Below are 12,063 nucleotides of genomic sequence, written 5' to 3'. Positions count from 1 at the left end.
CATTTTATCGTACATTCTGGCCACAAAGACCAACCACACTATAAAGATCAGTGCAACTATAATTGAGTATCCTAGGATAAAATCCATTATTTCTTATACTTCAGGTAGTTCATAAAACCTAAAATGGTAGGTGCCCAGAATGCAATAAATATAGCATCCATCTTTTTTCCACTCAGGAAAAGTACTTCAGAGACAATGATAATTGAAAGCACAACCAATAGCATGATACAATTCATTGTCCCCACCCTCTTTACAAAACGCTTAAACATTTAAAAGAACCCGTAATGTTACCTTATAAAGGTAGGTATTAAAACGTAGAAAATGTTAACAATATTGTGATTTTCTTAACATTTTTTAGATCTTCCGGGGCCCACAAAAAAAATGCCCCAAAAAAGGGGCATTTTCAACCAACTAAAATCAGGATAGATCAGAACTGAGCAGTCTCTGTGCTTCCTTTCATAGCTACTGTACTTGCTGTTCCGGAGGTAACAATATTTTGAACTGCGTCAAAGTAACCGGTTCCAACAAAGCCTTGATGTTTCACCGCTTTAAATCCTTCTTTTTGCAAGGCAAACTCCCGTTGTTGCAATTCGGAATATCCGGCCATTCCGCGTTCCTTGTACGATTTGGAAAGCTCGAACATACTGGTATTTAAGGCATGGAACCCTGCCAGGGTAATAAATTGGAATTTATAGCCCATAGCCGCCAGTTCCTCCCTAAAGGTTTCCATTTCCGCCACACTTAGTTTTGCCGCCCAATTAAACGAAGGGGAACAGTTGTACGCCAACATCTTATCTGGATATTGGGCATGGATTGCATCTGCAAATTTTTTGGCCTGCTCCAAATCCGGGGTAGAGGTTTCCAACCAAATCAAATCGGCAAAAGGAGCGTAGCTCAATCCACGGTCAATACCTTGTTCCAAGCCATTCTTTACATAGAAAAAGCCTTCCGGGGAACGCTTTCCGGTTATGAATTTATGGTCGCGTTCATCAATATCACTTGTCAATAAGTTAGCGGCATCCGCATCTGTCCTTGCAATAATTACCGAGGGAACGCCCATAACGTCTGCAGCCAAACGTGCTGCTATCAATTTATTTATGGCTTCCTGGGTAGGGACCAATACCTTTCCCCCTAAATGGCCACACTTTTTTGCAGAACTCAACTGGTCTTCAAAATGTACTCCGGAAGCGCCATTTTCAATCATGGATTTCATCAACTCAAAGGCGTTTAGGTTTCCTCCAAATCCAGCTTCCGCATCGGCAACTATAGGCACCAAATAGTCTTTTTTTCCTTTGGTCTTATTGACCGTTTGTATTTGGTCCGCCCGTAGTAAAGCATTATTAATGCGTTTCACCACCATAGGGACGCTATTGGCAGGATAAAGGGATTGGTCCGGATACATCTCACCGGCCAGGTTGGCGTCCGCAGCCACTTGCCAGCCACTTAGGTAAATGGCTTCCAGACCTGCTTCCACCTCTTGAATGGCCTGGTTTCCCGTTAATGCCCCAAGTCCCGCCACAAAATCCTGGGTCGTAAGCTTTTCCCATAATTTTTCGGCTCCCATCCGCGCAATGGAATACTCAATGTCATAGGAACCGCGAAGGTTGATCACCTCCTCTGCAGTATAAGGTCTTTCTACACCTTTCCACCTTGGATTTACGGTCCAATCGGTTACCAATGCTTGAATTTTCTCTCTTTTTTCCATAATTTTAAATTTTCGAATTTGAAATGAATCCCAGCTAATGTTCGCCCATTTCTGGGATTTTTTTGTTGTTATAGTTAATTATTGCTCCTTAGTTAAAGCTTATCGTAGGCCTTTAGGGTAAGGAATTCTTGAAACTCCCTGGATTTTACCAACTCATCAAAGAGTTCAAATGCCATATTAAACTTGGTATTGGCCAAGTTGGCTTCTCCGATTAAGTGTTTGATCTTTTCCACTTCTTCAGCAAAAATTTGATCATAGAGTTCGTTCGTAAACTTCCTACCGTCTTCCAATTGTGCCTGATACTTGCGCCATTGCCAGATTTGCGTTCTTGAGATTTCGGCCGTAGCGGCATCCTCCATTAAGTTGTAAAGGGCCACACATCCATTGCCCCGTAACCAAGCTTCCAGGTATAGGATGCCAACATTGATGTTCTTTCGAATACCAACTTCGGTAATGGTACCTTTTGGAATGGCAATTAAATCCGCTTCGGTAATGGTATCGTTCTCCCTCATCTTATCCAATTGATTGGCGGCGGGCATATGCTTGTCAAATTCGGCCATTGCTATTGGAACCAGGGCCGGATGTGCCACCCACGTACCGTCATGGCCATTTTTAACTTCCCTTTCCTTATCAAGGCGTACTTTTTCCAGGGCGGCCGTATTGGCCACAGGATTGTCCTTAATGGGTATCTGGGCCGCCATTCCCCCCATGGCATGGATTCCCCTTTTGTGGCAACGCTGAATCACCAATCTGGAATAGGCGTCCATAAAGGGAACGGTCATCCCCACTTGGTCCCTATCGGGTAAAATGAACTCCGGGTGGTTCTTAAATTTCTTGATATAGGAAAATATATAGTCCCATCGACCACAATTAAGGCCCACAATATGATTCTTCAGCTCATAAATGATTTCATCCAATTGATAACTGGCAGTAATGGTTTCAATGAGTACCGTAGCCTTGAAGGTGCCTACGGGAATACCCAAATACTCTTCGGCAAAAGTGAAGACCTCATCCCACCATCTTGCCTCCAGGTAATGTTCCAGTTTAGGCAAATAAAAGTAGGGAGCCGTACCATTCTGAATACGTGTTCTGGCATTATGGTAAACGTAAAGGCCAAAATCCACCAAACTTCCGGAGGCCTCTTCTCCATTGATCAACAGGTGACGTTCATTGAGATGTAACCCACGGGGCCGTACCAAAAGAACGGCAACTTGGTCATTGAGTTTGTACGATTTTTCCTTTTTGATATCATAATAACTGATGGTACCCTTATTGGCATCAATTAAATTGTACTGCCCTTCCATACAGTTTTCCCAGGAGGGAGCATTGCTATCCTCAAAATCCGCCATAAAGGTTTTGGCACCCGAATTCAAGGCATTGATGACCATTTTTCTATCTACTGGGCCGGTTATTTCAACCCTTCTGTCCTGTAAATCCTCGGGGATGTACGGAATACTCCAATCTGCCTTACGGGTCTGTTCCGTTTCCTTGGGGAACGTGGGAAAGATTCCCCCATCCAATTGGGACTGCCTTTTTATTCGTTCCTGTAATAACTGCAATCTTCCTTTATTGAACCGTTGATGTAGACCTACTAAAAATTCCAAGGCACCATCCGTCAGTATCTCGGGATAGTAATTTGTTACCTCTTCAGAAAACTGCAACTGGGTGCTGGCAATCAATGTCTCTTCCATGATAGTATGTTTTTTGTCCATACAAGGATATTTCAATTTTTTGTAAAAAACAAGCGAACGTTCGCTAAATTATGATAATTCGCAATTTTTATGGAATTCGCAAAATAGCCTATCTTTGATTGTGAATAATGGAAGAACAATACATTAAATTAATATTTGGGCTCAAACTCAAACAGCTAAGACTCAAAAGAAAGCTATCCCTATTTGGGCTTTCCAAGCTTTCCGGACTTTCCAAATCCTATCTGAACGAAATAGAAAAAGGCAAAAAATACCCCAAGACCGATAAGATTGCCCTGTTGGCCGAAAAGCTGGAAGTTCCCTATGATAGTCTTGTCTCCTTAAAACTGGATAAAAACCTGGCTCCCGTTGGCGCATTGCTGCGGTCCAATATTCTAAAGGAACTGCCGTTGGAGCTCTTTGGGGTGAAAGAGGGTGATTTGATCGATATTGTGGCCAATGCCCCGACGAAGGTCAATGCTTTTATCAGCACGATCATTGAAATTGCCAAACAATATAATTTTGGGAGAGAGAGCTTTTATTTGGCCTCCTTAAGATCATACCAGGAAGCCAACAACAACTTTTTCCCAGAATTGGAAAAGGCGGCCATGGATTTTGCAAAAGCCTACCAGATAGATTTAAGGGCATCCGTGGCCTCAAAAGAACTGGAAGAGATCTTGATTGAAGAATATGGGTACACCATAAACAATGAGAACCTAAGGGAACATCAGGAATTGGACAATCTCCGTTCCGTTTTTGTTCCAAAGACCAAAACCCTTTTGGTCGCCGACCATGTGGACGAAGCACAACGCACCTTTATTTATGCCAAAGAGTTGGGATATAATTTCCTAAAGATAACGGAACGCCTGTACACATTTACGTGGATTTCCTTTGAAAGCTTTGATCAGGTACTGAATAATTTTTATGCCTCCTATTTCGCCGGGGCATTGATCATTCCACGAACACTTTTTAGAAAACATATCGACACCTTTTTGGGAAAACCAAAATTCGACAAGACCTTTTTAACAGGGATAAAGAACCATTACAATGCCTCCCCAGAGTCCCTCTACCAAAGGTTGACCAATATTTTACCCAATGATTATCACTTGGAGAACTTATTTTTTCTCCGCTTTGGCCATAAGAAGGGAAGCGATCGCTTTGACATTAATAAGGAATTGCACCTGACCCATAAGCATTCCCCACATGGAAATGAGACCGACGAGAAATACTGTAGAAGATGGGTCTCCATCCGGGTTTTAAAGGAAATTGCCAAAAACGATGGCGAACACCATATGGATGTACAGATTTCCCATTATCCTGACGATGGACTTTCCTATCTGATCTTTGCTTCGGCCACAAAAGACCCCTTTAAAAAAGATGAATACCGAAGCGTGAGTATAGGATTGCAAATCAACAATGAGCTACGTAAAAAGGTCCATTTCTTGGAGGATACTTCCATAAAGTCGTTCAAAGTTGGGGTCACCTGTGAACGTTGCGCCATAAAAGACTGTGAGGTCCGGGAGGCACCACCCACTATTTTAAATCATATGGAGCGCAACAGGAGAACAGCGGTTGTTGTGGAGGAACTGCAACAAAAATTCAGTTAACCTTTGGGTTTGATCCATACCTTTAGGACCTGATTTCCTTTAAGATATTGAAAACCTTCATGTAAATGTAGTTGTTCCACAGCATAAGGATAAAAAGTGATGGGCTCAATACAAACCATGTTCCTGACTTCCGTCCAACACATAAAATGACCAAATCCTTCGGTTTTTATAGTGACCCCTTTCTTGTCCTCCAAGGTAAGTTCATCATGGTCCGCTACCAGTAGTGCCCTACTTCCAACGGCCAAAACCTCATCCAAGGTAATGGTCTTTTCTTTGGTTACAATTGTTGGGTCCTTGGCGTGCAACTTAAACGCCGGATGATAGCCCAACATAAAGGGCATGTCTCGTTCCCCCGAAATGGTGAACGTAATTTCCAAAGCATCCTCATGAAGTTGAAATCGCTTTTCAAACCCAAACGAATAAGGCCAAACCAGCCATTCCTGGGTAGATTTCCCGGGATACTTTGAGTTTTTTATGGGAGTTCCTGCCCTATATTCCTTTTTAAAGATTGCTGCGGTCTCCGAAACCGCGAGCAAGTCATAGGGAAATTGCCTCAAGTGACCATGCTGATCTTGGATGGCACTGCCTTTGGGAACCTGCACCTGGAACCCTGCCTCGTTCACCGGGCCAATGATAGGAAACATTTCCGTGTCCGCGCTCCCCCATCCGGGACTTCCCTTCTGATGGACGAATTCATGCCCCCCTACCTTATAACCGGTCAGTTCGCCGTCCGTTATTTGTACAATTTGATTCCCAAGCCGTAATTGTGTCATTTTTGATCGATCATTGATTGCAAAGTGGGTTTCTCCTCTTCAAATCATCCATAGGACCATAGTTCAAAGTCCCCCCTGGGACTTCGTAGATATGGGTAAATGTTGTCTCAAGACTACTGGAACACCAAGCTGTTATTCTGGAATGATTTTTGATAAATATATCAAAAAATTGCACTTGGTTCGGCAGTTGTACATTCTTAAAAATAAGGATATGGCAAAAAGCATTCAGAATATCTTTTTACCGCTTGGATTAAAGGGGACACTAGTGCTGTTGCTATTGGTATTGACCCCTATTGCCACAATTTTCGCCCAAGAGAATAAAAAACTACAGCTTTTAATTGCTGATGCCGAAACAGCAAAACTATCGTTCATTGAATCCAATCCCGACATGGAAGACCTGTTTGCAAATACCTATGGATATGCCATTTTTCCCAATTTGGGGAAAGGCGCTTTTATACTGGGGGTTTCTGCCGGCAGCGGTTTGGTATGGCAAAACGAAGAACTCATTGGGGAAGCGAAACTACGGGAAGTCAGTGTGGGCCTCCAATTAGGCGGACAGGCTTTCCAGTTAGTGATTTTTTATGATAATGACGAAGCGTTCAGTCGCCTTAAGGCCAATAAAATCGAGTTCAGGGCACAGGCCGCAGCCTTGGCCGACAGCAAAGGCACTTCCACAAAATTGGAAATGGCAGAGGGAATACAGGTTTTTGCAAAGCCCAAGAAGGGGATTATGGGAGAGGTCGCCATCGGGGGGCAAAAATTTAGGTTTAAACGATTCGACAAGCCCATACCCGCAAAGGAACCAAAGAAAAAAATTAGTGTTGATGATTATTTTGACTATTAACTCCTTCCGCTGATCCATCTACAAGAACCCCTGGGCACGCATCCAATCGTCATTATATATTTTCCCTACATAACGACTTCCATGATCATGGAACAAAACGACTACCACATCATCTTTGGTAAAATGTTCCTTAAGCTGTAATACGCCTTTTATGGCCGCTCCGGCGGAATTCCCCAAAAACATACCCTCTTCCTTGGAAAGGCGTTGTGTGAATACTGCAGCATCTTTATCCGTTACTTTGGTAAAACCATCAATAATATCAAAGGCTACATTTTTAGGTAGGATATCTTCCCCTATTCCCTCGGTTACATACGGATAGATTTCATTCTCATCGAAAATACCGGTTTCATGGTATTTTTTGAAAACCGAACCATAGGTATCCACCCCCCAAACCTTTACGTCTGGGTTTTGTTCCTTTAGATATTTGCCCACTCCGGAAATGGTTCCCCCCGTTCCAACACCTACCACAAAATGCGTAACCTTTCCTTGGGTCTGTTGCCAAATTTCCGGGCCCGTACTTTGATAATGTGCTTTGGTGTTCGAGGGATTGTCATACTGATTGACATACCACGCATTGGGAATCTCCTCTGCCAATCTTCTGGCCGTGGAATAGTAACTTCTCGGGTCGTCCGGAGCAACGTCCGTTGGGCAGACATGGACTTCACTTCCCACGGCCCTAAGTATGTCCATTTTTTCCTTGGATTGCTTATCGCTGATGACACAGATCATACGATAGCCTTTTACGATGGCCGCCAGGGCCAAACCCATTCCCGTATTACCCGAAGTTCCTTCTATAATGGTTCCACCCGGTTTAAGGCGTCCATCTGCCTCGGCATCTTCCACCATTTGTAATGCCATACGGTCTTTAACCGAATTCCCTGGGTTAAAAGTCTCATACTTGGCCAAAACCAAACAGGGAAGTTCAGCCGTTATTTTATTAAGCTTTACCAATGGCGTATTACCAATGGTTTCCAATATATTCTCAGCATATTCCATAACGGGTGCAAAGGTAGGCTTAAGAAGTCAGAAGTACGAATTTAAAAGTGGGAAGTGGGAGGTACGAAATGGGAAGTACGAAGTGCGAAGTGGGAAGTGCGAAGTGGGAAGTACGAAGTGGGAAATACGAAGTGGGAAGTACGAAGTGGGAAGTACGAAGTGGGAAGTACGAAGTGGGAAGTACGAAGTGGGAAGTACGAAGTGGGAAGTACGAAGTGGGAAGTGCGAAGTGGGAAATACGAAGTGGGAAACGCGAACTGCGAAACGCGAAGTGCGAAGTGCGAAGTGCGAAACGCGAACTGCGAAACGCGAAGTGCGAAACGCGAACTGCGAACTGCGAACTGCGAACTGCGAAGTGGGAAATACGAAGTGGGAAGTGCGAAACGCGAACTGCGAACTGCGAACTGCGAACTGCGAAGTTAATGGTTAATGGTTAATGGTTAATGGTTAATGGTTAATGGAAAGTAGAAAACTTTTAACTCCTAACTTTTAACTTTTAACTCTCAACTCTCAACTCCTAACAAACCTACTCGAACTTAATGGCCTTCACTGGGGAGATTTTGGAAATCGCATATGAGGGTACCAAAAGCATTAAAAGGCAGAGTACCATGACACCCATATTAAGCAATAGGATATTAAAAAGTGATAGGTCCACCGGGATATTGGTAACATAGTATTCCTCGGGATTGGGGAATTTTAAGAACTGAAACCTTTGTTGCAAAAAAATAAGTCCAAGTCCTATGACATTCCCCCAAAACAGACCTAAACCTATGAGGTAAGTGGCATTGATCAAAAACACTTTGCGTATGGTCCAATTTTGGGATCCCAGCGCCTTTAGTATCCCTATCATCTGTGTGCGCTCCAGTATGAGGACCAAAAGAGCGGTAATCATATTGATTCCTCCCACAACGATCATAATTCCGATGATGAGCGCCGTATTCAAATCAAACAACTCCAGCCACTCAAAAATTTTAAAATATTTGTTTCCAAGATTTTGGGTGTCCAAACTGGAAACTGTTTTTCCGTAGATTTCTGCCGTCTTCTGTTGTAATTGATTAAAATCCTGTAAAAAAACTTCAAAGTGGCCCACTTGGTCCGCCTCCCATTTATTCATTCGTTGGATATGTCTTATGTCAATCAAGACATAACTGGCATCCAGTTCCTCAAATCCACTTTGATAGATTCCCGTTACCTTGAACCTTCTATTGTTGGGAGGTTTCGAGAGGTCACCATCCTTTAAAAAGATGGAAAGATAGGTATCCCCAACATTCAGGTTGAGCTTATTTGCCAACGTTTGGGAAATCAAGGTTTCCTCATTTAGTCCTCCAGAATAATCCGGCAGTTCCCCAACTACCAAAAACTCCTGGAAATTGTCCCACCTGAAATCTGCCCCGACCCCTTTGGCCAAAATACCTTCAAAGGTTTCATTCGTCCTGATAATGCCTGCCCTTACGGCCACTCCCTGCACATGCGCAACGCCATCAACATTGGTAAACTCTGGATAGAAATCCTGTTTCAACGATACCGGGGTTACAGAGACATCAGAACGATTGTTGTCATAGTTATAAATTTGGATGTGCCCATTGAACGCCGCAATCTTTTCCCGAATCTTAAGCTTGAGCCCCAGGCTTGTGGCAATGGCAATCAACATCATGATCAATCCAATGGCAATAGCTGCTATGGCTATTTTTAGGATTGGTGCGGAAATACTATTTTTAGTTTCCTTACCGGTGATGAGCCGCTTGGCAATAAAAAACGCTAAATTCAACGAATGTCGATTTTTTCTATTTTCAAAGTTACTGTTTTAAGCCTATGTTTTTGTTTTGTATCCTGCGGGCAAAAACAAAATCCAAAGCCTGCGGAGGAACGAAAGGCAATTGTTGTTGCAGCCAATAGGACCGCTGACTATTTACCTTTGCTACAGGACCAAAAAGTGGGAGTGGTGGCCAACCAAACTTCCGTGGTTTTTCATTCGCATGGCTACACCCATTTAGTGGACTCCCTGCTTTCCCGCAACATAGCAATTAAAAAAGTCTTCGCACCTGAACACGGTTTTAGGGGTAAGGCAGACGCCGGGGAAAAAGTTAGCGACGGGGTGGATACCAAAACTGGGCTGCCCATTATTTCACTGTATGGAAAAAATAGGAAACCTTCCCAGGAACAGCTACAGGGCCTGGATATTATCCTTTTTGACATACAGGATGTTGGCGTCCGATTTTACACTTATATCGCCACCTTACAGTTGATGATGGAGGCTTGTGCCGAAGCCAATGTTCCGTTGGTACTATTGGACCGGCCCAATCCCAATGGGCATTATGTTGACGGTCCCACTATGGAACCGGAACACACCTCTTTTTTGGGGATGAACGAGATACCCTTGGTCTATGGAATGACCATTGGTGAATATGCGCAAATGGTCAATGGGGAAGGTTGGTTGGAGAATGATTTGAAAGCCAATCTCACCGTGGTTCCTTTGGAAAACTATCGTCATGAATCCGGGTATTCCCTGTCCATTCGTCCTTCCCCCAATTTACCCAATGACACGGCCATCACCCTTTATCCAAGTTTAGGTCTTTTTGAGGGGACCAACATCAATGCCGGACGAGGAACGGAATTCCAATTTCAACGCTATGGTGCTTCTTTTTTGGATAGTACTGCTTATGATTTCAGTTATGTTCCCAAACCAAATTTTGGTTCCAAATATCCTAAGGAAGAAGGCAAGGCCTGTTTTGGAAAGGACCTATCAACACATTCCAGAATGCAGGAAGTCTCCTTGCAATGGCTCATTGATGCGTATCAAAACTGTACGGACAAGTCCATGTTTTTCAACACTTCGGGATTTACGAAACACGCCGGTACCTCAACACTCCAACAACATATTGAAGCCGGACGCTCCGAAACTGAAATCAAGGCTACATGGCAAAAGGACCTAGACCGCTTTCATTCCGTGAGGAAAAAATATTTGTTGTACCCTTAACGCCTGTTTTTTAAATTTTGTGTCCTACACTACAAAATGCACTGTAATCAAAGGGTAAACTATTGGTGTTGTTCCTGCACCGCTGTGGTTGGCCTCCTATATTTATTAAAAGGCTGTTTTAAGAGTCCAACGATACTGCTATTCTCCTTTTCATCGGGAAAGGTATCCACCCCATAGATGATCTTTTCGGGTTCCAAATACATATAGGTCCCAAACAATCTGTCCCAAATGGAGAAAATATTGCCGTAATTGGAATCCGTGTAAGGCAAAACGTAGTGATGGTGTACCTTATGCATATCGGGCGATATAACAATCCAACTCAGGGCCTTATCCACTTTTTTGGGCAGCCTGATATTGGCATGATTGAACTGCGACAGTACCACGGAAAGACTTTGATACAACATAATGATCCCAATGGGCGCCCCCACCACAAAGACACCGATCAATGTGAATAGATAGCGAATAACACTCTCCAAAGGATGATGTCGATTGGCCGTTGTCGTATCCACATGATGATCCGAATGGTGTACCAAATGAATCATCCATAGTGGTTTTACCTTATGCTCCACCAGATGGGCCGTATACGCACCTATTAGATCCAGCAATAGCACCCCTGCCAGGACATAGAGCCAGAGTGGCATTTCCGGCAACCAATTGATAATACCAAAATCATTGGCCACGGTCCAATCCGACGTTTTGAGCAATATAAAGGCCAGTGGCAAATTCACAATAATGGTGGTAAGGGTAAAGAAGAAGTTGGGTATGGCATGCCGCCATTTTTTATATTTCACTGAAAACAGCGGAACTATTCCTTCCAAAATCCAAAAGAACGTAATTCCGCCCACCAAAATCAAACTACGGTGCAAGGGCGGAATGGTCTCAAAATAACGTATCAATTCTTCCATACCCTAAAAATACAAAAACATCAAGTCTTGATCCTGGCCTTCATAGCTTCCACAATATTGAAGGCTGCGGGGCAAATCGCCACATTCTTTAATGTAAGATGACTGATTTGATGGAACTTCTTCCGATCCGTATGGGGAAATTCCCTGCAAGCCTTTGGCCGTACATCGTAAATGGAACAATGGTTATCGCTATCCAAAAACGCACAGGGCAGCTGTTGCAACACATAATCATTATCTTCATCCACCTTGAGATAGGCCTCTACGAATGCTGAGGGTTTCATTCTAAAATGTTTGGAAATACGATCGATGTCCATATTGGTGAACAAGGGTCCCGTGGTCTTACAACAGTTGGCACATTGTAGGCAATCCGTTCTGGAAAACTCGGCTTCATGCAACTCCTGCATCACATAATCCAAATCCTTGGGCGGTCTCTTTTTTAGCCTTTGGAAAAACTTTTTGTTCTCCGTCCGTTTTATGGCCGCAGCTTTCGGTAATTCCTTAATTACTTCTTGCATCCCTACAAACATAAAAAATGAAGTCCAAACCTTTTGCCTCAATAAAAAGTTAC

Annotated in this window: 11 protein-coding genes; 4 read left to right on the top strand and 7 right to left on the bottom strand. The window is 43.4% G+C overall.

Translation table 11 applies throughout. The features are described 5' to 3' along the window. Positions 1–427: 427 nt before the first annotated feature. Together aceA and aceB are read right to left on the bottom strand one after the other, a co-directional pair. Positions 428–1,705, bottom strand: a complete 1,278-nt coding sequence (aceA, locus tag L0P88_RS15115) for an isocitrate lyase (RefSeq protein WP_247130766.1) — start codon at positions 1,703–1,705, stop codon at positions 428–430. A 92-nt stretch (positions 1,706–1,797) separates the two neighbouring features. After that, positions 1,798–3,396 carry a malate synthase A gene (gene aceB / locus L0P88_RS15110; protein ID WP_247130765.1) on the bottom strand — a complete coding sequence of 533 codons (1,599 nt, stop codon included), beginning with the start codon at positions 3,394–3,396 and terminating at the stop codon, positions 1,798–1,800. Positions 3,397–3,524: 128 nt separating this feature from the next. On the opposite strand from aceB, the gene L0P88_RS15105 reads away from it, so the two are divergent. Then, entirely contained in the window at positions 3,525–5,000 is a 1,476-nt protein-coding gene (locus L0P88_RS15105; protein ID WP_247130763.1) for a helix-turn-helix domain-containing protein, read from the top strand. Here L0P88_RS15105 and L0P88_RS15100 read toward each other — a convergent pair. Beyond that, the gene (locus L0P88_RS15100; RefSeq protein ID WP_247130761.1) at positions 4,997–5,773 is read right to left on the bottom strand and encodes an aldose 1-epimerase; all 777 of its coding nucleotides are present in this window, start codon (positions 5,771–5,773) and stop codon (positions 4,997–4,999) included. The two genes, L0P88_RS15105 and L0P88_RS15100, sit on opposite strands and share 4 nt — an antisense overlap. Before the next feature lie 211 nt (positions 5,774–5,984). Between L0P88_RS15100 and L0P88_RS15095 the strand changes: the two genes are divergently transcribed. Next, on the top strand, positions 5,985–6,617 hold the full coding sequence (locus L0P88_RS15095; RefSeq protein WP_247130759.1) for a lipid-binding SYLF domain-containing protein: 633 nt from the start codon (positions 5,985–5,987) through the stop codon (positions 6,615–6,617). An 18-nt stretch (positions 6,618–6,635) separates the two neighbouring features. Here the strand turns inward: L0P88_RS15095 and L0P88_RS15090 are convergent, their stop codons facing one another. Beyond that, the gene (locus L0P88_RS15090) at positions 6,636–7,613 is read right to left on the bottom strand and encodes a PLP-dependent cysteine synthase family protein (RefSeq protein ID WP_247130757.1); all 978 of its coding nucleotides are present in this window, start codon (positions 7,611–7,613) and stop codon (positions 6,636–6,638) included. A 54-nt stretch (positions 7,614–7,667) separates the two neighbouring features. Here L0P88_RS15090 and L0P88_RS15085 point away from each other — a divergent pair, with 54 nt between their 5' ends. Next, on the top strand, positions 7,668–8,036 hold the full coding sequence (locus tag L0P88_RS15085; protein ID WP_247130756.1) for a hypothetical protein: 369 nt from the start codon (positions 7,668–7,670) through the stop codon (positions 8,034–8,036). A gap of 103 nt (positions 8,037–8,139) precedes the next feature. Here the strand turns inward: L0P88_RS15085 and L0P88_RS15080 are convergent, their stop codons facing one another. After that, positions 8,140–9,381, bottom strand: a complete 1,242-nt coding sequence (locus L0P88_RS15080; protein WP_247130754.1) for an ABC transporter permease — start codon at positions 9,379–9,381, stop codon at positions 8,140–8,142. 3 nt (positions 9,382–9,384) lie between these two features. Here L0P88_RS15080 and L0P88_RS15075 point away from each other — a divergent pair, with 3 nt between their 5' ends. After that, entirely contained in the window at positions 9,385–10,590 is a 1,206-nt protein-coding gene (locus L0P88_RS15075; protein WP_247130753.1) for an exo-beta-N-acetylmuramidase NamZ domain-containing protein, read from the top strand. 59 nt (positions 10,591–10,649) lie between these two features. Here L0P88_RS15075 and L0P88_RS15070 read toward each other — a convergent pair whose 3' ends face one another. After that, positions 10,650–11,495, bottom strand: a complete 846-nt coding sequence (locus L0P88_RS15070) for a sterol desaturase family protein (protein ID WP_247130751.1) — start codon at positions 11,493–11,495, stop codon at positions 10,650–10,652. A gap of 20 nt (positions 11,496–11,515) precedes the next feature. Beyond that, positions 11,516–12,010, bottom strand: a complete 495-nt coding sequence (locus L0P88_RS15065; protein ID WP_247130749.1) for a YkgJ family cysteine cluster protein — start codon at positions 12,008–12,010, stop codon at positions 11,516–11,518. Positions 12,011–12,063: the final 53 nt, after the last annotated feature.

It is taken from the genome of Muricauda sp. SCSIO 64092 (assembly GCF_023016285.1).
Classification (GTDB): Bacteria; Bacteroidota; Bacteroidia; order Flavobacteriales; family Flavobacteriaceae; genus Croceivirga.
Note: the sequence above shows the minus strand (reverse complement) of the source record. Positions and strands in the feature narration are given on the sequence as shown.